Source organism: Loktanella sp. DSM 29012, from assembly GCF_900110705.1.
Classification (GTDB): Bacteria; Pseudomonadota; Alphaproteobacteria; order Rhodobacterales; family Rhodobacteraceae; genus Loktanella; species Loktanella gaetbuli.
This window is the reverse complement of the sequence record NZ_FOEJ01000003.1, coordinates 449397-473053: the sequence shown is the minus strand read 5'-3', so window position 1 is coordinate 473053 and position 23657 is coordinate 449397. Positions and strand designations below refer to the sequence as shown.

Below are 23657 nucleotides of genomic sequence, written 5' to 3'. Positions count from 1 at the left end.
GACTTGCGTAGCACTGGCCCAGACGTGTAGCAATAGTGGATCAATTCGGGCGAAGCATGGCAAAGACACTTCCCAAGTATATCGCGGTCAGCGAGCGGTTGATCCGTCAAATCACGGCGGGGCACCTGGCTGATGGCACCCGGCTGCCGGGCGAACGCGAGATGGCGCGCGATCTTGGGCTGTCGGTCGGCACCCTGCGCAAGGCGCTGGCCGTGCTGGCGGACAAGGGACTGCTGGACCGTGTGCAAGGGTCGGGCAACTACGTCCGCCACCGCGCAGATGTGACGTCCATCTACAGTTTCTTTCGGTTGGAACGCCCCGAGGGCGGCGGATTCCCCTCTGCCCGCGTGCTGGACGTTGACCGCGATCCGCGCCCGTCCTTTGCCCCCCGCGGCTGGACCCACCCACAGGCCTGGCGCATCCGGCGCCTGCGTCTGTTGGACGATATTCCCGCCGCGCTCGAAGAAATCTGGATCGACGGCTGTCATGCGCTGGGCGTCCGCGATCTGAGCGAATCTCTCTATCGCGCCTATAGCGCACGCCTGGGTCTGACGATCACCCGGATTGCGGATCGGATCGGGATGGGGCAGGTGCCCGACTGGGCACCGGTCGATTTCGCCCTGTCACCCGGCACGCCGTGCTGCCTTGTCTGGCGCGAGGGCTGGGAACAATCCGCAACGCCGATGGAGGTGTCGCGGACATGGTTCGATCATGACAAGGCGCGCTATGTTTCGCGCGCAGGAAAAGGCTGAAAAGTTGCAAACGTTGAATTACGGAATCGTCGGCTGCGGGATGATGGCCCGCGAGCATATCCAGAACATCGCCCTGCTGGACGATGCCCGCGTGGCGGTCGTCTTTGATCCCGTGCCGGAGCTTGCGCAATCAGGGGCCGCGCTGGCCGGTGGCGCGCGGGTTGCCGACAGTCTCGCGGATCTGCTGTCTGAACCCGCGCTGGACGCCGTGGTCATTGTCAGTCCCAACGATTGCCACGTCGCGCAACTGCGCCAGATCACCCAGACCCGGCCCGTCGCGGTCCTGTGTGAAAAACCACTGTTCACTGTACCGACCGACCATGCTGCCGTCGCCGATATTGTCGCCCGCCACGCGGCCCCGATCTGGGTCGCAATGGAATACCGCTATATGCCACCCGTCGCCGCATTCCTCGCGCAGGCTCAGGCGGCGACAGGAGGGATCAGGATGCTGACGATCCGCGAGCACCGTTTTCCGTTTCTGCCCAAGGTTGGCGACTGGAACCGGTTCAACGCGCGATCCGGCGGGACATTGGTGGAAAAATGCTGCCATTTCTTTGACCTGATGCGTGTCATCCTCGCATCCGACCCAATCCGGGTCATGGCCAGCGCCGGGCAGGACGTGAATCACTTGTCCGAAACCTACGACGGCCAGACCCCCGACATCTGGGACAACGCCTATGTCATCGTCGATTTCGCCAACGGCACCCGCGCCATGCTGGAATTATGCATGTTCGCCGAAGGGGCACGGTACCAAGAGGAAATCACCGCAACCGGCCCGCAGGGGCGCATCGACGTGCAGGTGCCAGGGCCTGGTCGGTTCTGGCCAGCGGCCCTTGGTCCTGCACCCACAGCACAGCTGACCGTCAGTCCGCGCAGTCCAAAGGGGCCGCATACCCTTGAAATTCCCGTCGATCCGGTGCTGCTGGATGCGGGCGATCACAACGGATCGACCTTTTATCAGCACCAACGCTTTGCCGCTGCCGTGCGCGGTGCCGGTCCGGTCGAGGTGACGCCGACAGACGGCATCTGGGCTGTATTGATGGGGCAGGCAGCCCAGGAATCGGCCCGCACCGGACAAGCCGTGACACTGACACCACCAAAGGAAATCCCATGACCGACCACATCGATACGCTACTGGACCAGATGACGCTGGCAGAGCAGGTGCAACTCCTGTCCGGCGCTGACTTCTGGTCCGTGAACGCGCCTGACCGTCTGGGCCTTGGTACGCTGCGGGTCACCGATGGGCCCAACGGCGCGCGCGGTGGCGGGTCACTCGTGGGCGGCGTCACCGCCGCGGCCTTTCCGGTCGGCATCGCGCTGGGCGCGACATGGGACCCTGACCTCGCACATGAGATCGGCACGGCCCTCGCGGCAGAAGTCAAATCAAAGGGTGCGCACATGCTGCTGGCCCCGACTGTGAACCTGCACCGCAGCGTCACCAACGGCCGCAATTTCGAATGCTACGCCGAAGATCCCGAACTGACCGCCGCCCTGACCGTGGGCTATATCCGCGGTCTGCAATCCCAGGGTATCGCCGCCACGATCAAACACTTTGCTGGCAACGAATCCGAGATCGAGCGCACGACCATCAACAGCGACGTGGACGAGCGGTCCTTGCGCGAACTTTACCTACGCCCCTTCGAGGCTGCGGTCAAAGACGCTGGCACCTGGGGCATCATGTCGTCCTACAACAAGCTGAACGGCACCTATACGGCTGAAAACGCATGGCTTTTGACCAAGGTTTTGCGCGACGACTGGGGTTATGACGGGATCGTCATGTCCGACTGGTTCGGGTCGCGCAGCACCAAACCGACCATGGATGCAGGCCTTGATCTGGAAATGCCGGGTCCGACCCGTGACCGTGGCGACACGCTGGTGCAGGCGGTCGAGGCAGGCACGGTTGATGCCGCCACCGTGCGCCGCGCCGCGCGCAACATGCTGGTGCTGATGGACCGCACTGGCGCGCTGCGTGACCTCCGTCCGCATCACGAAGTTGCGGATGATCGCCCCGCCACCCGCGCCTTGATCCGGCGGGCAGGGGCTGCGGCAACCGTCCTGCTGCAAAACGACGGTATTCTGCCGCTGGCACCGCAGGGCACGCTTGCCGTGATCGGTCCGAACGCGAAAACAGCCCGCATCATGGGCGGCGGATCCGCCCAGTTGAACCCGCACTACAGTGTTGCGCCATGGAATGCGCTGTTGGACCGCATGGGGGCCGACGCGCTGACCTATGCGCTGGGATGCACCAATCACCGCTGGGAACCCCTGCTGACAGGTGATTTCGAGGTTGCCTACCGACCCAAGGATCAGCCTGACGCCGACCCCGTCCACACCACGACCACCAACGGGGCCGAGATGTTCATCATCCCGCCCATCGGCGATGGCACACTGTCCCCCAGCGACGTGCAGGTCACGCTGACCGGCACCTATACACCCACCGACAGCGGCACGCACCGCGTCGGCATCACGGCGACCGGCCCTTGCGCGATCTATCTTGACGATGCCCTGATCGTGGACGGGCGCGACTGGCAAAAGGGCCGCACCTTCTTTGAGGAAGGCTGCGACGAGGTTGTGGGCACGATCGACCTGACCGCAGGCCAGACCTACGCCGTGCGGATCACCGTCACCGCCCGCAGTGGCGACAACCTGCAGTTTACCGCCCTGCGTGCCGGGATCGGCAAACCCATGGGCGACGCAGAGATTGCTGCCGCCGCAACCGCCGCTGCACAGGCAGACCGCGCCGTGGTCTTTGTCGGGCGGTCCGGCGAATGGGACACCGAAGGGTCCGATCTGGAAGACATCACGCTTCCGGGCCGTCAGGACGACCTGATCGCCGCTGTCGCTGCTGCCAACCCCAACACCGTGGTTGTGCTGCAAACCGGTGGCCCCGTCGAAATGCCCTGGGCCAGCGATGTGGCTGCCATTCTGCAAGCCTGGTATCCGGGCCAGGAGGCAGGCCATGCCATTGCTGACGTGCTGTTCGGTGACGCAGAGCCCGGCGGGCGTCTGCCACAGACGTTCCCGGCCAAATGGTCCGACAACCCGACCCAATCGCAGGACCGCCAGGTCTATCCCGGTCTGGACGGCACCGTTCGCTACGCCGAGGGTCTGCTGATCGGCTATCGCCACTACGACCGCCACGGCATCACACCGTTGTTCCCGTTCGGTCACGGGTTGTCCTATACACAGTTCGCCCTGTCGGACCTGTCCGTCACGGCAAACGACACCGGGGCCAGCGTCACGCTGACCGTGACCAACACCGGCGACCGCACAGGGACCACTGTCGCACAGATCTACGTCTCCGAGGATGCGCCACAGGTGCCGCGCCCTGACAAGGAGCTGGAGGGATTTGCGAAACTGTCACTTGATGCAGGCGAGGCGCGGACGGTAACAATTCCGCTGGATCACCGGGCCTTTGCCTATTGGGATCAGGACACGCAGGGCTGGCGTGTGGACGCAGGCACATTCACGATCCATGCCGGGTTGTCCGCGACCGACCTGCAGGCGCAGGCGGCGATCACTCTGGAAAACTGGACGGGGGCGGCCTAGCCCCCGGCCATCTCCTTGACCATGTCGAAATCGTAGATACTGCGCGCAGTCAATTCGCGTGCAATATCTTCGCGCCCCAAGGCACTGAATTGACGGTATATTTCGACGTGCGTATGTTCCGTGCCCAGCCCGCAATCCACCAGCTGTTCATAGACGGCGCGGCCTTCTTCGACGCGTTCCAGCATCATCAGCAACCGCGCCTTGGCCGCCAGCAGGCGCTGCGCACCATGGGCGGGTTTCAACCCGCGTTCCAGAACGGCAAGCGATTCCTCCAGCCGGTCGGGGTCGCGGCGGATCATGTCCGAGGTCATCAGATGCACCTCGATGAAACGGTGGTCAGCCACGGCAAGGCGGTTGTAGATTTCCCAGGATTCGTCGCGTTCCTTCATCCGCCACAGACGCCAGCCCAGTTCCGCCTGATAGGTCGGATGCCAGCCCATCAGGTTCGATGCCTTGCGCAGTTGGAACAGGGCCGTCTTGTCCGCCCCCTGGCTGAACAGCACGTCCGAGATGCGTTTGCGATAAAGTGGTGTGTCGGGGGCCGCCGCGATGGCGCGACGCTGGCATTCCAGCGCCTCGTCCGCGTCACCGGCGGCAAACAGCAGCACACCGCGCGCAGAGGTCAGTGCCGGGCTGCCCTCCAGTTTGGAAAAGGCGCGTTCCAGCATGTCCAGTGATTTGGTAATCTTGGATTTGTTGGTGAACGCCCGGTTCAGTTTCTTGCCGCAGGTCAACCGCCAGTCGCGCACCACGATGTCCCACATGTGGAAATCGCTGCGATCCTCGGGGTCGTATCCCTTGGGCGCGATCGTGTTCAGCTCGGCCAAGGCCCGGCGGCCCTGCGGAAAGACGTTACCCTTTTGCCGGGTCATCGCAGGATCAAAGGGATAGAAATTGTCCGGCGTCACGATATCGGCGGTCAGCCCCAGGTTCACGGCACCATGCACGACGTTTTCCAGTGGCCGAAACCAGAACGACGCATGCAATCGGTCCAGCGCCGTATCCGTGTTGCCCTGCGCCAGATGATGCAGCGCGGAATAGGTGTTCACCGTCGCCATTGAATCGTCACTGTAGCTTGGCCTCGCATAGGCCAGATCACGGATATCCTCGCAGGCGGCCAGATCGCCCGTGGCCACCGACAATTCGCACAGCAACTGATAGGCGAACGATTTGTCCAGCCCGTCATCCATGTAGGCGCGGATGATGCGGCGCGCGCGTGCAGGATCGCCCAATTCTTTTTGGCGTTCGATCAGGAAATGCAGGCACTGGCCCACGTCGCCCATGTTGATGAACAGGGTTGATCGCGCCTCCAGCCGGTCGGTCATCCGGTCCATCGCGGCGGCCCGATCCTCGGGGGACAGGGCGTCCTCGACGGCTTGCAGGCTGCATCCGCCGATGGTCATGGCGGTCTGGCTGAACGCAGACGACGGCGGGCCGTAGATATGTTTGCAGCGCGACATCGCAAAGAGTTCGAGGAAATCGCGGGCCCCTGGCGTCAGGTCGGTATCCCCCAGCAGGTCGTCGAAACCCTGCACCCGGGGATCGACCTTGCGCAGGCGTTCCACCTCGACCGGCGTGTCGGAAAAGATCAGCACCCGCGCATCTGGATCGGCCAGCGTGCGGCCCAGATGCTGTTCGTAAAATTCACGCGGAATGAACTTGTTGGGCCACAGCTTGTTCGACGTGATCGGGTCATAGATGATGTCGCCGCGCCGGATGTGGTAGGCGGTCAGCTTGGTCCCGGCGAAGATACTGTCGATCCGTTCGATCATCGCCCGTACGGGGGCGCTGAAACGGATGCTCTCGACGGCCAGTGGCAGTCGGGCCGGGACCTCCTGAGGGTTTTCCCACGGCAGGACGGTGACCCCCATCGCGGCCCCCGACAGAAAACTGGACCCCTGCGCGATTGCGGCGCGAAATTTTTCGGGCGTCCAGCCCGTGTGCTGGGTCAACGTGGACAGGTCGATCAGGTCGTCATAAACCTCGCCCAGCACATCGCCGTCAAAGAAATGCTGCGCCACCCAGTCCGCGTCAAAGATCGCGGTCGGATCGCGCATTTCCTCTGACGTGCGCCCGCCGGTGGTCCAGCCGACGAAAAACGGCAGATCATAGTCCCGCGTGATGCGCAGTGCGTTCAGCATCGCGATCATGCGTCCGCCCATGCGGTCGTTGCGATGCGAAATGATGCTACCCTGTAGGTCGGCGGGGGTCATGCTGCTGCCTTTGCTTGCGCCTCTTGCGGGCGTTGGGATCGAGCATGGCGCGAATTGCGCCCATGGTCAAAGCCCTAGCGTCAAAGCATGCAGCAACTGTGGCCGGTTGGCGGCAATCCCATGCCTTTGATCAGCGGCCCAGACGGCGGGCAATATCCTCGGCTAGACGGGTCAGTGCCACCCCCTGTGCGGCCACGGCGCCAGACTGATCGGGCGCGGACATCGGGATCACATAGTCAAAGGCCTGTGCGCTGTTGGGATAATCAATCCCGTCACCACCGATGAAATACTGACCTGACAGACGGTAGGTGCCGGTGACCGCGCTGCCCAGCATGTCGGTCACACGCACGTCGACCACCACGTCGGGGATCGACGGGAACGGCCACGGCTCTGGCCCCACGACAGCCGACAGTATGTCATCCATCTGCCGGGCCAGCGCCAGTGTCACGCCGCGTCCCGGATCATCCGCCGACAACAGATCACCGTCCGATGTGATGACACCCGGTGCTGTTTCCAGCGCGATTTCCTCTGACGCAGCATAGGCGGGCAGGGTCACATCGCGCAGCACCACCGTGCTCATGCGGGCGGTCAGGTTCAGTGTCGATGGCGGCACGGGGGCCGACAGGCGGGTGGTCGTGCTGCTGCACGCGGCCAGTGCCGCAACCCCAAGGGCGATCAATGCTGGTTTCATGGTCATGGTCTATCGCCCCGTGATGAGTGAGTTCGGATTGCGCTGGATCGTCCGCGCAAGGTTCGTGATCGCGTCCGCGGCCTCTTGGATCCCGCGCAGCACGCCCGTGATATCGTTGTTGAACCGCGACCGCTCGCCGTAGCTTGCGATGACATCGCCGGACGAGGTGATCAGCGCACCGGCCTGATCGGTCAGGTCGGGCAGGGTGTTGGCGGCTTCCTCGATGGCCTGTGCTGCATCTGACGCGGATTGCAGTGCGGCATTCACGTTCTCGATCGCACCGCCTTCGCGCACCTCTGCCAGCGTCAGCTGCACCTCATCCAGCGCAGACGACAGGGATGCAGGCAGCGCCTGTGCCGACGGCGTGGCGGTGATTTCGGTCACGCTTTGCATCAGTTGTGTTGCAGCGGCCGACAGCTCGTCCAGATCCATGCGTGCGGCCTCGGCTGACAATGCGTTCAGCTGTTCCGTGATTTCAGGCAATTGCTGGGACGCCGTGTCGATGCTTTGCGCAGCAGAGGCAGCCGCGTTGATCGCCTCGGTCAGGCGGGCCGAGATGTTTTGCGCCGTCAGATCGGACAGGATCTGGCCTGCCTCGTCCGCCACACCGCGCAATTCGCCGGGCAGGGCCTGCACGTCCTGACTTGCGATCAGCAGACGTGCCTCGTCCAGCAGCTGGTTCACAAAGACCGGCACCTCTTGCAGGTCGTCGTTCGACGCCACCTGTTCGATCGCGGCCAGCGATGCTTCGGCCTGCGCGAGGAGTGCGTCCAGTTGCAGGGCGTTGGCCTTCGCAATGACCTGTTCCAGCTGGGTCGAAATCTCGGGCAGGTTTTCGGTTCCGGCAGACACATTGGTTAGGATGCCGTCCAATTGCCCTGCGATATCGGCATCCCCCACGGACGTGATGATCCCTGACAAACCGCCGATGGTATCCTCCAGCGTGTTCAGCAGGTTGTTCACCTGTCCCGGCACGGCCTGGATCGCTTCGCTGCCCACGACATCGCGCACATCCGCCAGCAGACCCGCCACCTGTTCCGGCGTGTCGATGACACCATCCGACCGCAGCAACGCGTTGGCGCTGTCCATCACATCGATGGCGGCGGCCAGCAGTTCCTCGATCGGCAGATCGTTGATCCGTGCCAGAACGCCTTCGGCTTGATCCGCAACGTCGGTGATGTTCGACGCCGTCGTGGGAATGATCGGATAGGGCTCTGCGCTAACATCCAGCGTGGCCTGCGCGGCATCCGCAACCTCGATCAGTTCGACCGTCAGGTTGCCTGACAGCAGGCTGCCGGTGACCAGTCGTGCCCGCAGGCCCTGATCGACGAAACTTGCCAGCAAATCCAAGGCGTTCTGCGGCGTTGCTTCTTCGCCCAGGCCCAAGCGGCCGGGTTCGATGGCCAGCACCGTGCGCAATTCGACACGGCGTTCGGTAAATTCGTCGTCGACGACCACGGCCCCCAGTTCGGATACCTGACCAATGCGAATGCCCTGGAACCGTACATCGGATCCCACCGACAGACCGCTGACAGACCCGTCGAATAGCACGGCAACGTTCAGTTTCGGGCGACCGACCTCGTTGAACAGGCTGGACCGTGCTGTTTCCTCGTCGCTGAACAGATCAAAGGTGTATCCATCGCTGATCGGCGCGCCGCCGGACACCACGGTGTCAAATGCAACGCCGCCTTCGATCAATGACGCAAGCGAGCTGACATCGAGCGATACGCCACCCGCACCAAGCGAGACGCTGAAGCCTGCCGTGTCCCAAAATCGCGTGGAAGAGGTGATCAGCGCGTCGTAGGGTTCCGCGACAAATGCGCTGACCGATACGCTCAACCCGTCGGGTGACAGGACGGGTTCGGACAGGACGCCGACCTCGATGCCCTGATGCAGCACAGGTGCACCCGCCGACAATGCGCTGCCTTCGGTCGTGCGCAGCACGATTTCGGTTCCGGTCTGGCCCGGAGGGGCCACCGGCGCGCGCTGAAGGCCTGTAAAAGATGTCTGCGCAACGTCTGCCTCGCGGTCCCAGTCGCCTTCGATGTAGACGCCGGACAGGACCGTATCCAGACCGGTGATGCCGCGCACGCTGACATCGGGGCTGATGATCCAGAACTTGGCGTCCTGATCCATAAACGGCCAGACAGCCTGATCGACGCGGGCGAATACCAGAACCTCTTGCAGGTCCTCGGAAAATTCGACCCGTTCGACGGTGCCCACGGTCACGTCGCGGTATTTGATCTCGGTTTCGCCCGCGTTGATGCCGGATGCGCTGGGAAATGAAATCTCGATCTCGACACCGCGGTCGGAGAACGATTGCCAGGCCACACCGACCGACACCAGCAGTGCAAGGATCGGCACCAGCCAGACGAACGACAACCGCCGCCAAAAGCTGGGCTTGCCCGGTTTCATGTCGAGTTCCGCAGCAGCGTATTCTTCAGTCATGGCGGACAGGTTCCTCTTCATCCCAAATCAGACGTGGGTCGAACGCCAACGCTGACAACATCGTAAATATGACCGACAGCCCAAAGCTGAGCGCCGCAATACCCGGATTGATCGTTGCGACGGCATTCAGTTGCACCAGTGCCGACAAAATGGCAACGACGAACACGTCGATCATCGACCAGCGTCCGATAAATTCCACCACATCATACAGTTTGTGGCGCTGATGCTGGTTGCGGCTGGACCTGTGTTGCACAGCCCAGGCCAGATAGGCGATCGCGATGAATTTGCCGACCGGAATCATGATCGAGGCGACGAACACGATGGTCGCGATCCCGTAACTGCCATAGTGCAGCAGTTCGATCACACCGCCGATAATGGTCTGTTCCGAACGGTCAAGCAGCGTCGATGTCAGCAGCATCGGATAGATATTGGCGGGGATGAACGCGATGATCCCCGCGATCAGCCAGGCCCAGACCTTTTGCAGGCTTTCAGTATCGCGTGATCGGATCGGTCCGTGACACCGTTTGCAACGCACGGCACCGCCCGCATGGACCTGTCCACACCGGCGGCAGCCGATCAATCCTGCCTGCCGGGCAGTGATCAGTCGCGGGAGGTCAGGTCGAGAGCTTTCCAAACGGTATACCTACTCATGATGCGATCGTTGAAAATGGTGATGATGACCAGCGTGACAAAGGCCCAGAACGCAGGGCCGATGGTCACCTGTGCTATGCCCGTGATCTTGACCAGGGCCACGGCCACGCCGACCATGAAAATCTCGGCCATGGCCCAGGGCCGCAATTGTTCGGTCATCGCAAAGGCGATCCGCGCGCCGGGACGGGGTTTGTGACCCAATACCAACGGACCCACCGCATAGATCAGTGCCAAAAGCCGGGTCAGCGGCAACACAATGATGAACAGCGCCACCGCGATCGCCACCGGCACGCCTTTGCCAGAACTGAACGCCATGATTGCGCTCAGCACCGAGGTTTCATTGGTGAACCCGGCTGCGTTGATGTCCAGAAACGGGAAACTGATGGCCGCCATCATCAGGATCACGGCCGCACAGGCCAGGCTGACCATCTGCACCAATGCATCTGACCGCCGGGTGACCAGCACGATACCGCACCGCACGCAACGCGCGCTGCCGCCTTCGGGCAGTTCGCGTTCAATATGCAGCGTGTCGCAATGCGGACAGGCGATCAGATCATCCAGGGGTGGCAGTGACATGGATTCCAACAGGGTTTGGACCGCAGGACGATTGCGGCTGGTCAGGTGAACCCCTGGCATCATATTCCGGGCAGAGACCTGAAATGACGTCAGAAAGGGCATAATCGATGTCAAACTATTCTATTGAGCCGCCAAGGCAACCCGCGCTTGCCGTTGTGGGATCAGACTTACGTTACCCGGTCGCCCGGATTTTCTGCATCGGCCGCAATTACGCCGACCACGTGGCCGAGATGGGCGGCGACGTGACCCGCAGTGCGCCGATCTATTTCACCAAATCGGCACATCACCTGCTGACCGATGACGCCGACATGCCCTATCCGCCCGGCACGCAGGATCTGCACCACGAGGTCGAACTGGTCGTCGCCATAGGCGCACCTGCGACCGGCATCGACAGAACCGCGGCAGACAGCGTCATCTGGGGATATGGTGTGGGTCTGGACATGACCCGCCGCGATTTGCAGGGCGCCGCCAAAAAGGCAGGCCAACCCTGGGACACGGGCAAGGATTTCGCGGGCTCTGCCATCATTGGCGCGTTGACCCCGGCCTCTGGATTTCACCTGACCGAGCAAAAGATCCATCTGTCCGTCAACGGCGACACCCGGCAGGAATCACCCCTTGCCGCGATGATCTGGTCCGTGCCGGAAATCATCGCCAACCTGTCCACGCTCTATACGCTGATGCCGGGCGATATCATTATGACGGGCACGCCTGCGGGTGTCGCGGCGGTGAACAAGGGCGACACGCTGGTCGGTCAGGTCGACAGGCTTGCCCCGGTGCGTACGCGGATCGTCTGACGCTATTCGCCCTTGGGGGTCAGCGTGATCTCGCAGGGGATCGCGCGGTCCAGCACCCGCTGCGCATTGGGAATGTCATTGCTCTCGGCGCGGCGGGTGGCGGCGGCACGGCTGTAATTCAGGCTTAGCCAGCGCTGGATCAGCCTGCTGCGCAGTTGCGGCATCGGCACCTCGACACGCACGGTCAGATCCCACAGGTCCGCCAGATTGTGCCAGGGCGCTTCGTCGAACATCAGGTAATTGCCCTCGACGATGATGACCGGGCAATCGGCCGGAATTGCGATGGCACCAGCCACCGACAGGTCCCGAGTGCGGTCGAACATCGGGGCCACGACCTCGATATTCTCGCCCAGCCTGCGGATCAGATGCAGGAAACCGTCCCCGTCAAAGGTTTCGGGTGCCCCCTTGCGCGCGCGCAGATCGCGGGCGTCCAGAATGGCGTTGTCCAGATGAAACCCATCCATCGGCACCACGAGGGCCGGGCATTTTTGCAGGTTCAACCGACGCGCCAATTCCTTGGCCAGTGTCGATTTGCCGGACGCGGGGGCACCGCAGATGGCGACCAGGATCCGGTCTTGTCCCTCGCGCAGGGCGTGTATCCGATCTGCAAGCAGATTGACCTGATCTGTGATATCCATCACGGCGTTACTTCCTTGTCCTGATCCGGCCGATTGTGCCGTGCTACAGACGCTACCCAGCGCCGCCCCTGATTTCGAGGGGAAATTTGTGACACCTCATCACTTTGTGCGGTTCGATCTTGGAGATTGGGCCCGACCCGGCGTAGCAAGGATTCATGACAGCGCAGACCAGCGATCCTGACCGGCAGACCACTGCGACACCGCCGCGCGGCCGATTGCGCCGTGCCGTGTCCTTGCTTTGGGCAGTGTGGCAAACGGCGTCTGAACGGCACATCAGCCTGATTGCGGGCGGCGTTGCGTTCTTCAGCATCTTTGCGCTGTTTCCGGCGGCTGCGGCGATCATTTCGCTGTTCGGCCTGATTGCCGACCCGGTGGTCGTGGTCGAGCAACTGGAGCTGATGCAAGAGATCATTCCAGAAGACACGTACCTGTTGCTGACCGAACAGATGTCGCGTCTGCTGGCGACGCGCAGCGATAAGTTGGGCTTTGCTTCGGTCGTGTCGCTGTTGCTGGCGGTCTGGGCCGCGCGTCTGGGCGTTGCGGGGCTGATGTCGGGCCTGAACGCCATTGCGGGACGGCCTGCGCGCAACGGGTTCAAGCAGATCGTCGTGGCGCTGACGCTGACCGTGTCGCTTGTTGCACTGGCGCTTGTTGCCATGGTGGCGGTCGTGCTCGCGCCGATTTTCATCGCCTTTGCGCCGATCGCGAATGACACGGCCTGGCTGCTCGAGGGGATTCGCTGGCTGGTGGCGCTTGTCGTCCTCTACAGCGCACTCAGCATCCTGTACCGCTTTGGTCCGAACCAACGCGGCGCGCGCCTGCGCTGGATGACCGTGGGGGCAGGGACCGTCGTGATCCTGTGGATCGCCGCCTCGGTCATGCTGTCCTACTACCTGGGAAATTTCGCCCGATACAACGAGGTCTATGGGTCCATCGGTGCTGTCATCGGGATGCTGCTATGGCTATATATCACAGCCTTTCTGATCTTGCTGGGGGCGGCGCTGAACCTGCATGTGCACGGCAATATCGACGGCAAGCATGATGCGCCAGATGCGACAAAAGTGTCACCCCCGCGGCAGCAATAAGGCAGCTGTCGCCAAGATTCATCTGGATTTATAAATCCCCCCTCGCTACGCTGACCGCAATCAAAATCGATACGTCCCTTGATGGGCGTGCACATGAGGCGGAGTATATTATGTCGGCGATTGAATTCGTCGTTCGCAACGATGCGGGCGGCTTGCAGCGTGGCGCGGTGTCCGGAAACGGGCAGGACGCAAACATCATCGTATCTCAGGGTCAGGACGTTTCGCTGAATTTGCAGCGCAGCCATGTGCTGAGCTATGCGCGTCAGGGGCAGGCGCTTCAGGTCATGCTGGTTGACGGCCAGGTGATCACGATCCAGGGCTTCTTTGGCCCGGACGGCACACCCCTGAATGATCTTTTCCTGTCTTCCGGCGGTCAGCTGGCGCAGGTGCAACTGGTGCCGGGCGACGGCAACCTGTTGCTGGCGCAGTACATTGACGAGGACGGGTTCGGCAAATGGTCGCCCGATGATGACCTTTATTTCATCGAAGTGGCGTCGCTGGATATCGCCGGCACCGAAACCGGCGCCGATGTCGGCATGCTGGGCGTGCCCCTGCTGGCTGGTCTGGGCGGAATCGGCGGTGGTGCTGCTGCGGCTGGTGCAGCGGCACTGGGCGGGATCGCATTGCTGGGCGGCAGCAGCGCCGAGAGCGATGACGGCGACACCGATGGCGGCACACAGGGCGGCGGCGGCGACGGCACACCCGGCGGCGGTGGCGACGAAGGCGGCGGCGAAAATGGTGACGGCGGCGGTGGCGGCGGTGGGACTGGCGGCGACGGCGGCGACAGCGCACCTGAAATCGTCATTTCGGGCGGCACACGCAGCACCGGCACCGTAGTCAACGGCGAAGACTGGGACGACGGTGTGGAAATTTCCGGCACCGGAACGCCAAACGCCTCTGCCACCTTGGTCATCAACGGATCGACGATCCCGTTCGACATCGACGACAATGGTCAGTGGTCCGTCACCGTCCCGACAAATATCGCGGGCGAGGGTGAATATTCCTACGAGGTCGTGGCAACCGTGACGACCGGTGGTGGCACGTCCTCTGCGACCGATTTCCTGGACGTGGATACCGTCAACGAAATCACCCTTGATACCTCTGCCGCTGGTGGCGACGGAACGGTCAACCTGGTCGAACGCAACGCTGTGGGCGTGCTGGTCACCGGCACAGCCGAGGCGAACGCCACCGTGACCGTGACCTTCAACGGCAACGGGTCCGGCAACATCACGCACACCACGCAGGCCGATGGCAACGGCAACTGGACCTACACCTTCTCGGGGGCCGAGGTGCCCGGTGGTGAATATCAGGCCGCCGTCAGTGCCACATCCACCGACGCGGCAGGAAACGCGGCCTTTGCCCGCGGCACGGTCGAGGTCGACACGCTGGCATCCGTCGATATCCGCGAGGATATCGTCGGCGGCAACGGCGTCATCAACCACATCGAGCGCGGCGCACAGACCATCGACATCACCGGTCAGGCCGATGCCTTCTCCGAGGTGCGCGTGACCTTTGAAAACGGGTCCAAGACGGTTGTTGCGGGCGAGGACGGCAGCTGGACCGCGAATTTCTCGACCTCGGTCATCCGCAGCGGCAACGTCGAAACCTTTACCACGATCACCGCAGTCGCGACCGATCCGGCAGGCAACGTCGTGACCGATCAGGCCGATGTGCGTCTGGATACCTGGGTCAACCGCCTGACGCTGAATTCCCCGGTCGAAGGGGCGGACAACACCGTCAATCGCGCAGAGGCATCCGATGGCGTGACGCTGACCGGCACGGTCGAACGTGGCGCGACTGAAGTCATCGTCCGTTTCGATGCCTCGCAGAGCGGGACACCCAGCGCTATCGTCACGCGGGCGGCCACAGTGGACGCCAACGGTAACTGGTCCGTGTCCTATGCCGCCGGTGAGATCCCCGACGGCACCTATCAGGCGAATGTCACGGTCGCGGCCAAGGATCTGGCGGGCAACAGCCGGTCGATCAACGGCCAGTTCGATGTGGATACCGATGTGCCTGATGCGCCATCGGTCGAAGGCATCGGCGACTATGATCGCGGCGTCACCTTTGTCACCATCGACGGAAATCCCGACGACATCCGGGTGCATTCCTACGACGAGGGCGGCAACGGCCGGTCCCTTATCGCGACGGACGGCGACGGCATGAAGAACTTTCCCGCCGATGGCGAGGAGACCTTCAGCTTTGACGCGCCGGTCGTTGATGGCAAGCAACTGGTGATCACCGCCACCGACGATGCGGGCAACAGCAACTCCACCTTGCTGGTGGTGGATGTGAACGGTGTGGTCAATCTGAACGCGGCCGGGCTTGATACCTTCAACATCGGGGCGATCGACCTGGATCAGGGCGACAATGCACGCCTGACGCTGACCAAGGAATCGATCGACGCACTGTCGAACAACGACAACGTGCTGGTTGTGCATGGGTCCATCGACGACAGCGTCACCTTCAACGGCAACGCTGCGTGGAAAGAAACGCAGCAAATCGATGGCCGCTCGTACGACGTCTACAGTCTGGGTGACGACAGCGAACTGGTGATCGACAGCAGCATCGCGTTTTCGCAGAACGTCGTCTGACGATCCTCCCGGTCCGGGCAACCGGACCAGCATCAGGGGGGCAGGCAACGTCCGTGCCCCCCGCCTATCCCCAGGGCCCATGACAGGGCTTGGGGGTAGGCACTCCCCAAAGACTATAAAAATAACGGGCGGGCTGCGGGTGAGCTATCGGCAAATCACAATAACGACGGGGGTAGTGTGTCTTGCACTTTCCCTGACTGCCTGCGGGCGGAACGATACAGATGCAGAAGTGGCACGCGCACAGGGTACGCCACTGGATTTCGCGGGGGCCGCGGCTGCGCCGACGATGGATGCCACGCTGCCCGGTGGCGATACCTCGGACATCATTGCAGGGCTCAAGGCGCGGCGGACCGTGCTGAATGACGGTCTGTATGCCGACGTGGCACGCGCCGCCGTTTCCAATCGCACGTCGCAGGCCGAACAGGATCTGCGCGCCGCACGGTTTCGCGCACAGGCACAGTCGAAAAACTGGCTGCCGTCAATGGGACCGCAAGTCAGCCTGTCATCGGTCGGATCGCTTGTGACGACCTTGTTCATCGAACAGACCATTCTGGATAACGGCCGCAACAAGGCCGAACGCGCCTATGCCAACGCCGAGGTCGAAGTCGCCTCTGTCACCTATGCGCAGGACGCCAACGACCGCGCGTTCGAGGCGCTGAACCTGCTGTTGACCGCCCAGACCGCCGAGGCGCGTGCCGCGGTCAATGCCGCAGCACTGCCGCAGCTGGAACGTTACGCCTACATCATGGACGAACGCGTCAAGGGTGGCGTCAGCAGTCCCGTCGACGCCAGCATCGTGCATCAGAAACTGCAACAGATGCGGGCTGACCGCGATCTCGACCTCGAAGGTGCGGCATCGGCGCGGGCTGAACTGGCCGCAATGACAGGCGCCCCGGTCACGGCCGGCACAACCGATGCTGCGTTCCGCACCGAATTGACCGCACAACCCTTGCCCGACCTCAAGGCCGAAGCCGAGGCGACCCTTGCCGGTGCCGAGGCTGACGCCGGGCGCGCCGGATTTTTCCCGCGTCTGGCAGGCATTGCCAGCATCGGTGACAGCTCCGACGTGGGACTGACCGCCCAGATGGATCAGGATATCGGTTTCGGCACCCGTGACGCGATGCGCGCGATCGAGGCGCAGCGCGTCGCCGCCATCGCCGCCGTGTCCGAAACACGCGAAGACACCGCCCGCACATTGGCCAAGCTGGAGGCAGAGCGCAGCTCGCTTACGCGGCAGTTGGTGCAGGCCGAGGAACTGGCCCAGGGGGCCGCGCAGACATTCGACACCTACGTGCAGGCACAGCGCGACGGTCAGCGCACCGTGCGCGAGGTTGTCACCTTGATGGAATCCCGCGTGGGCACCGCCCGGCGTGCGGCATCCCTGCGCTATGATATCATTCGCAACGATCTGAAAATTGCCGCCCTGCGCGGCGTCCTGGTTGACGGAGACATCCTATGAGCGGTCCGGTTCTTGCATTCGACGTCGCCAATTCGCGTGGCATGAAACTGGCCAAGATCGACCCGGTCAAGGTGCCCGCCGATCAGGCGATCGACGGCACTGTCCTGACCGAAAATGCGCCGCAGCATGCGGCACCAAACGCGCCGGTCCATTCCGCACTTGCCGTGGAAATGGCTGCGATTACAGCGACCTATGCCGCGCTCTTGGGGCAACCGCTCAAGGCGACGGACGTGCTCGAAGGGCAGGCGGCGGATGCCCATGGCGATCTGGCCCCTGCCAATCTGGTCGCCGCATTGAACGCTGCGGGTCTACGGGCGCAAGCCATCGTCGCCCTGCCGCCCAAACCGTCCCACTGGCCCGCCATCGCGCGGCTGACCTCGGACAAACTGGTGCTGGTGCTGGAACAGACCAAGGAAACCATCGTCGTCCACGACCCCAGCGCGCCCGACAACCGCGAAGAAGTATCGCTGCGCGAATTCACGGAACATTTCACCGGCCGGATCATCCGCGCCGAGGTGCCCGCCGCCGTTCTGACGGAACGCCACGGCACCAAGGCCGCGAAACGTCACTGGTTCTGGGCCGAAATCCTGTCGTTCCGCCGCATCATCGGCGAGGTGGCCCTTGGATCACTGGTTGCCAACCTGCTGGCAGTGGCTGTCGCGCTGTTTTCGCTTCAGGTCTATGACCGGGTGATCCCCAACCAATCCACGGCGACCCTGTGGGTGCTGACCATCGGTGCCGGGCTTGCCATGCTGATGGAGGCCGCCCTGCGCATCGCCCGCGCGCGCCTGATGGACAACGCTGGCCGCCGGATCGAATTGCGGTTGCAGGACATGCTGATGAACCGTCTGTTGGGGATGAAGGCCACAGCCGCACAATCCCCTAGCCAGACCTTTGCCGCGATGCGTGAATTTTCGTCCATCCGCGAATTTTTCACCGCCTCGACCATTGGGTCGCTGACGGACATTCCGTTCATCTTCCTGTTTCTCGCACTTGTCTGGTCCATCGGCGGCCCGGTCGTCTGGGTGCTGGTCGCCGGTGGCGTGCTGATGGTGCTGCCATCGCTGTTCCTGCAGAAAAAGATGATGGACCTGACGCTCGCCGCACAGGGCGCATCCACCAAGTCCAGCCGCCTGCTGCAAGAGGCGGTGTTCGAGGCCGATACCATCAAATCGCAGCGCGCAGAGGGCCGTTTCAACCGCATGTGGGCAGAACTGACGGGTCTGTCCGCCCTGTCCACGTCTGAGCAACGCCGCCTGTCCACCACGCTGACCTACTGGGCGCAGGGCGTGCAGCAGGCCACCTATGTCGCCGCTGTCGTCATGGGGACCTTTCTGGTGTTTGCCGGTGAATTCACCGTCGGGACGATCATTGCCGTAGGCATCCTCACCAGCCGCACGCTTGGGCCGCTGAACGGTCTGGCGGGGCTGATCGCGCGTTGGTCCAATACCAAGGCCGCATTGACCGCACTCGACCAGATTGCGGATTCGGATCAGGACAACGATGCCATGCGCACCTACCTGCGCCGTGAAACCGTGGCCGGTGAATACGAATTGCGCGACCTTGCCTATACCTATGACGCCGACGGCGCGCGCGCGCTGGATATTGCCTCGCTCAAGGTGCCCGCAGGCCAGATCGTCGCTATCCTCGGGGCCAACGGGTCCGGCAAATCGACGCTGCTGAAAATCCTCTCGGGCCTGCATGTGCCGACATCGGGCCGCGTGCTGATCGATGGTGTCGACATGGAACAGGTCGCGGCCCGCGACCTGCGCCGGTCGATCGGCTATCTGGGCCAGGAGGTGAAACTCTTTGCAGGCAGCCTGCGCGACAACCTTAACCTCACGCAGCTGGAACGTGACGACGACAGGATGCTGGCAGCGTTGGATTTCGCAGGCCTCGGCCCGTTTGTCCGCGCTCACCCCAAGGGGCTGGATCTGGACATCCGCGACGGCGGGGCAGGCCTGTCGGTCGGTCAGCGCCAATCCATCGGCTGGGCGCGCCTGTGGTTGCAGAACCCCAGCGTCTGCCTGCTGGACGAACCTACATCCGCGCTGGACCAGACGCTGGAAACGACGTTGATCAGTCGCCTCGAAGGTTGGATGTCCGGGCGCACCGTGATTGTCGCCACGCACCGGATGGCGCTGCTGAAACTGGCCGACCGCACCATGGTGCTGCACAATGGCCGGCTTGCCGTTGACGGACCCCGCGATCAGGTCCTTGCCCATTTGAACAAGGAGGCATCGTGATGGCCGTTGCGGATACCGAATTTCAGGGGGCCTCCCGCGGTCCCAGCCTGATCATCTGGCTGGTTGCGGCCACCGTCATCATCTTTATCGGCTGGGCCAAATTCGCCTGGGTCGATGAGCTTGTCCGCGCCGAGGGCGAGGTGGTCAGTGCATCGCGCCCGCAGATCATCCAGAACTTTGAGGGCGGCATCCTAGCCGAACTCTTTGTCTCCGAGGGCGATACCGTCGAAGAGGGCGATGTCCTCGCCCGGCTGGAAGGCACGCAATTCGTCTCGGCCGTGCAGGACCTGTCCGAACAGATCAACGCCGCCACGATCCGCCGCCTGCGGCTGGAGGCCGAAATCGCGGGCCTGTTCGATTTCGAGGTCCCCGCCGACATCGCCGAGGCCAGCCCCGGCATTTTGCAATCGGAACGCGCCCTGCTGGCCGCGCGTCAGGCCGATTACGCGTCCAAGGTTGACGGCGCGCGCCGCGTCATGGACGAAACCGGCAATGAACTGGCCCTGATGGAGGACATGCTGTCGCGCGAAATCGTGTCGCTGATCGAAACCACACGGGTGCGCAAGGCCTTTGCCGACGCTGAAATCAAGTACAACGAGGTGGTCACCGGGGCCGATCTGGCCCGTGCCACCGAATATACCGAAACGCTGCAAACGCTGTCGCAGCTGGAACAGAACATCAAGATTGCCCGCGACCAGCTGGACCGGACCGTGATCCGCGCGCCGATGCGCGGTGTGGTCAACAACATGGCCGTCACCACCATCGGCGGTGTCATCCGTCCGGGCGAGGAAATTTTTCAGATCATCCCGCTGGATGACGCGCTCTATGTCGAGGCGCGCGTGAAACCGCAGGATATTTCCGGCGTGACCACGGGGCAGGACGCCACCGTGAAACTGACCGCCTATGACTACACGATCTACGGCTCGCTCAAGGGGACGGTGCAGACCGTCAGCGCCGATACGTTCAAGGACGAACGCCGCCCCGAGGGCGACGCCCACTACCGGGTCATCCTGCGTGTGGATCAGGAAAATCTGGGCGTGCGTCAGTCGCGCATCGAAATGCGCCCGGGCCTGATGGCCACGGTCGAACTGCACACGGGCGAGAAAACGATCCTCAGCTACCTGACCAAGCCGCTGTATCGGTCGTCAGAGGCACTGCACGAACGCTAGGACGCGGCCCACAGCGCCAATCGCCTGCATCAAGGTTGGCTTCAACTGCGTGAACGAAACCTTGAAAAGCAAGCGATTGGCGCGCCTGCAGCTACGGCATTTCGCGTGACATGCACTGCGATATTCAGTGCATTTTCATCTAGATGAAGATTTAACCCTCAAATGACATATTATGTTTCGCATGCGAAACATGTTGATTTCGTTATGTAACGGCAGCCTTGGCGTGAAATTGCGGGTCGTCCCACAGTCGGTCTGTCATAACCTGCGCAATCACGTCCACTGCCGCATCCACGTCGCCTGCGTCGATGAACAGCGGCGTGAAGCCGAACCGCATGATATCGGGGGCGCGGAAATCGCCGACCACACCATGCGCGATACAGGCCTGCATCGCGGCGTAACCCTGCGGATGACGAAACGATACCTGTGATCCGCGCCGTGCCGCGTCGCGCGGCGACGCCAGCGTCAGGTCGGGGCAGGCGGCCTCGACCCCTGCAATGAACCTGTCGCACAGCGCCATGGAGGCCGCGCGGATGTCGGCCATGTCGATCGTGTCCCAGATGTCCATGGACGCCTCGAGTGCCGCCATCTGGATCACGGGCGGTGTGCCGACCCGCATCCGTGCCACGCCATCACCCGGGCGGTAGCCCTGTTCGAACGCGAACGGGGCCGCATGGCCCAGCCAGCCGGCCAGAATTGGCCTTGCGGTTTCGGCGTGCCTTGGCGCGACATAAATGAACGCCGGCGCACCGGGTCCACCATTGAGGTATTTGTACGTGCAGCCGACCGCGAAATCGGCACCGCAGCCCGCCACATCGACATCCATGGCACCGGCTGAATGCGCAAGATCCCAGATCGTGACGATGCCCAGCGTCCGTGCCTGTGCCGTCAGCCTCGCCATGTCGTGCAGCCGTCCGGTGCGGTAATCGACCTGCGTCAGCATCAGCACCGCGACCTCTTCGCTCAGGGCATTCGCGACGTCCTCGGGGTCGACGACGCGTAGCTCCAACCCGCCGCCCAGTGCCGCGATCAGCCCCTCGGCCATGTAGAGGTCGGAGGGAAAATTGCCGCTGTCGGACAGGATGACCTTGCGGTCGGTCATCGCCAGTGCCGCGGCCAGTGCCTGAAACACCTTGACCGACAGCGTATCGCCGACGGTGACGTGACCTTCTTCGGCGCCGATCAGCCGCCCGATCCGGTCTCCCAGGTCCATTGGCTGGGCCATCCAGCCCGCACGGTTCCAGCCCGTGATGACCATCTCGCCCCATTCATCGGTCAGCGTGCGGGCCACACGCGCCGGGGTTGCCTTGGGCAGCGGACCCAGTGAATTGCCGTCCAGGTAGATCATCCCCTCCGGCAAATGGAACAGGTCCTTGGTTTTTGCAAAATCGGTCATGCCGCGCCTCCAAACTTTCGCGAAAATTTGGCCCAGTCCGGATTTTCGCGAAAATCCGGCATCAGACCTGCCCCCCCGATATCTCGATTGTCTGGCCGTTGACACTGCGCGCGCCGTCCGAACACAGCCACATCATGGCTGCTGTTGTTTCGGCAACATCCAGGAGTTGCTTGCTGCGGTTAGCCCTGGCGACCAGTGCCGCGGCGCCTGCCTTGTCCACGTCGAACTTGCGCATCAGGCCCGGCAGCTGCGACTGCACGATATCGGTGTCGACATAGCCCGGGCAGAGCGCGTTGAAGGTCACCGGGCGTTTGTGCAGGTATTCCTCTGACAGCCCCCGGATCAGGCCGATCACGGCGTGTTTCGATACGGTGTAGGGGACCGCGTTTTTCAGGCCGCGCACCCCTGCGATGGAACTGACGACGATCATCCGGCCCGTCATGTCATCGGGCAGTGATTCGAGTGCGGCCTGGAACGTCAGGAACACCCCGTCGAGATTCGTGGTCATTGTGCGCCGCCATGTCGCGAGCGAGGTTTTAGCGAATGTGCCACCCTCGGCGATACCTGCGTTGGCGATGCAGATCTGCACCGGGCCCCGGTCTGCTGCGGCCGCAGCAATCCCGTCTCTTACCGCGGATTCGTCGCCTACATCCATTTGCAGCGGGTGCAACCTTGGATGATCGGCGGCGGCTGCCTGCAGCACGTCCAGTCTGCGGCCAGTGATCGTGACGTTGGCCCCGGCATCGGCCAGCGCGATCGCGATATCGCGTCCGATGCCGCTGCCGCCGCCCGTGACCAGCGCATGTTTGCCCAGATGTTCCATAATCGTCCTTTCGTTTGTCCGCAGCCTACGGTTTGATGCAGCGGGGACAAGGAGTGTATGCAGATGAAACGCATCGACCTACCGCCGGTCTGGCTGGCGTTCTGCGCATTGGGTGTCTGGCTCAGCCGCGGCATCTGGACGGCGGGCACCGCCGTCACGGTCGGGATCGGGACTGCATTGATCGTGCTGGGCGTCGTGATGATGGCGATTGCCGTCGTGACCATGGCGCGCAGGCATACGACCGTCATTCCGCACCGTGAACCCAGCGCGCTGGTCAGTCACGGGATCTTTGCCTGGTCACGCAACCCGATCTATTTGGCCGACGCCATTGTCCTGGTGGGATTGTGCCTGCGTTGGCAGGCACCCTTGGGCCTGCTGCTTGTGCCGGTGTTCATCTGGTGGATTGCGCGGCATTTCATCGTTGCCGAAGAAGCACGCTTGCGCGCTGCATTCGGCACAGCCTTTGCACATTACGTGCAAAGGACCAGACGTTGGCTTTGATGTTACCGCCATCGGCGGCTTGTGAAATATTATTGCGCGGTCTAACACTGGCGCGATCAAAAATGGGGGACTTCG

At 62.8% G+C, this 23657-nt stretch carries 18 protein-coding genes; 10 read left to right on the top strand and 8 right to left on the bottom strand.

Annotation, left to right across the window (positions count from 1 at the left end; genetic code table 11):
• Positions 1-56 precede the first annotated feature (56 nt).
• Genes BMX27_RS09660 through BMX27_RS09650 form a run of 3 tightly spaced genes read left to right on the top strand, consistent with a single transcriptional unit; the run spans position 57 to position 4301 of the window.
• On the top strand, positions 57-752 hold the full coding sequence (locus BMX27_RS09660) for a GntR family transcriptional regulator (protein ID WP_090159612.1): 696 nt from the start codon (positions 57-59) through the stop codon (positions 750-752).
• Entirely contained in the window at positions 712-1866 is a 1155-nt protein-coding gene (locus BMX27_RS09655; protein WP_256212453.1) for a Gfo/Idh/MocA family protein, read from the top strand. The genes BMX27_RS09660 and BMX27_RS09655 overlap by 41 nt, the downstream gene beginning before the upstream one ends.
• The gene (locus BMX27_RS09650) at positions 1863-4301 is read left to right on the top strand and encodes a beta-glucosidase (protein WP_090159610.1); all 2439 of its coding nucleotides are present in this window, start codon (positions 1863-1865) and stop codon (positions 4299-4301) included. The genes BMX27_RS09655 and BMX27_RS09650 overlap by 4 nt, the downstream gene beginning before the upstream one ends.
• Here BMX27_RS09650 and BMX27_RS09645 read toward each other — a convergent pair.
• From BMX27_RS09645 to BMX27_RS09625, 5 genes are all read right to left on the bottom strand, one after another.
• The gene (locus tag BMX27_RS09645) at positions 4298-6514 is read right to left on the bottom strand and encodes a hypothetical protein (protein ID WP_090159609.1); all 2217 of its coding nucleotides are present in this window, start codon (positions 6512-6514) and stop codon (positions 4298-4300) included. The genes BMX27_RS09650 and BMX27_RS09645 overlap by 4 nt on opposite strands.
• Positions 6515-6644: 130 nt before the next feature.
• The gene (locus tag BMX27_RS09640) at positions 6645-7211 is read right to left on the bottom strand and encodes a PqiC family protein (protein WP_226747182.1); all 567 of its coding nucleotides are present in this window, start codon (positions 7209-7211) and stop codon (positions 6645-6647) included.
• Positions 7212-7214: 3 nt separating this feature from the next.
• The gene (locus BMX27_RS09635) at positions 7215-9653 is read right to left on the bottom strand and encodes a PqiB family protein (protein WP_177172694.1); all 2439 of its coding nucleotides are present in this window, start codon (positions 9651-9653) and stop codon (positions 7215-7217) included.
• Positions 9646-10287: a paraquat-inducible protein A gene (locus BMX27_RS09630; protein ID WP_256212452.1), complete on the bottom strand. Its 642-nt coding sequence runs from the start codon at positions 10285-10287 to the stop codon at positions 9646-9648. Before BMX27_RS09630 ends, BMX27_RS09635 begins: the two co-directional genes overlap by 8 nt.
• A complete protein-coding gene (locus BMX27_RS09625; protein WP_090159666.1) occupies positions 10254-10880 on the bottom strand; it encodes a paraquat-inducible protein A in 627 nt (208 codons plus the stop codon). The genes BMX27_RS09630 and BMX27_RS09625 overlap by 34 nt, the downstream gene beginning before the upstream one ends.
• A 107-nt stretch (positions 10881-10987) precedes the next feature.
• Between BMX27_RS09625 and BMX27_RS09620 the strand changes: the two genes are divergently transcribed.
• A complete protein-coding gene (locus tag BMX27_RS09620) occupies positions 10988-11674 on the top strand; it encodes a fumarylacetoacetate hydrolase family protein (RefSeq protein WP_090159606.1) in 687 nt (228 codons plus the stop codon).
• Positions 11675-11676: 2 nt separating this feature from the next.
• On the opposite strand, the gene BMX27_RS09615 is transcribed toward BMX27_RS09620, so the two are convergent.
• On the bottom strand, positions 11677-12312 hold the full coding sequence (locus tag BMX27_RS09615; protein WP_177172696.1) for a nucleoside/nucleotide kinase family protein: 636 nt from the start codon (positions 12310-12312) through the stop codon (positions 11677-11679).
• 155 nt (positions 12313-12467) lie between these two features.
• On the opposite strand from BMX27_RS09615, the gene BMX27_RS09610 reads away from it, so the two are divergent.
• From BMX27_RS09610 to BMX27_RS09590, 5 genes are all read left to right on the top strand, one after another.
• On the top strand, positions 12468-13397 hold the full coding sequence (locus BMX27_RS09610; protein WP_090159604.1) for a YihY/virulence factor BrkB family protein: 930 nt from the start codon (positions 12468-12470) through the stop codon (positions 13395-13397).
• A gap of 110 nt (positions 13398-13507) precedes the next feature.
• Entirely contained in the window at positions 13508-15991 is a 2484-nt protein-coding gene (locus tag BMX27_RS09605; RefSeq protein WP_090159603.1) for a BapA/Bap/LapF family prefix-like domain-containing protein, read from the top strand.
• A 229-nt stretch (positions 15992-16220) separates the two neighbouring features.
• On the top strand, positions 16221-17450 hold the full coding sequence (locus BMX27_RS09600; RefSeq protein WP_177172693.1) for a TolC family protein: 1230 nt from the start codon (positions 16221-16223) through the stop codon (positions 17448-17450).
• Positions 17447-19696, top strand: coding sequence for an ATP-binding cassette domain-containing protein (locus tag BMX27_RS09595; protein WP_090159601.1), 2250 nt, complete (start codon positions 17447-17449; stop codon positions 19694-19696). Before BMX27_RS09600 ends, BMX27_RS09595 begins: the two co-directional genes overlap by 4 nt.
• Complete coding sequence (locus BMX27_RS09590; protein ID WP_090159600.1) at positions 19696-20865, top strand: HlyD family efflux transporter periplasmic adaptor subunit; 1170 nt, start codon at positions 19696-19698, stop codon at positions 20863-20865. The genes BMX27_RS09595 and BMX27_RS09590 overlap by 1 nt, the downstream gene beginning before the upstream one ends.
• A 202-nt stretch (positions 20866-21067) precedes the next feature.
• Here the strand turns inward: BMX27_RS09590 and kynU are convergent, their stop codons facing one another.
• Positions 21068-22258, bottom strand: a complete 1191-nt coding sequence (kynU, locus tag BMX27_RS09585) for a kynureninase (RefSeq protein ID WP_090159599.1) — start codon at positions 22256-22258, stop codon at positions 21068-21070.
• Between the two features lie 61 nt (positions 22259-22319).
• Entirely contained in the window at positions 22320-23081 is a 762-nt protein-coding gene (locus tag BMX27_RS09580) for an SDR family NAD(P)-dependent oxidoreductase (protein WP_090159598.1), read from the bottom strand.
• A 63-nt stretch (positions 23082-23144) separates the two neighbouring features.
• Between BMX27_RS09580 and BMX27_RS09575 the strand changes: the two genes are divergently transcribed.
• Positions 23145-23582 (top strand): methyltransferase family protein, encoded by a 438-nt coding sequence (locus tag BMX27_RS09575; protein ID WP_090159664.1) that lies wholly within the window; start codon positions 23145-23147, stop codon positions 23580-23582.
• Positions 23583-23657 lie beyond the last annotated feature (75 nt).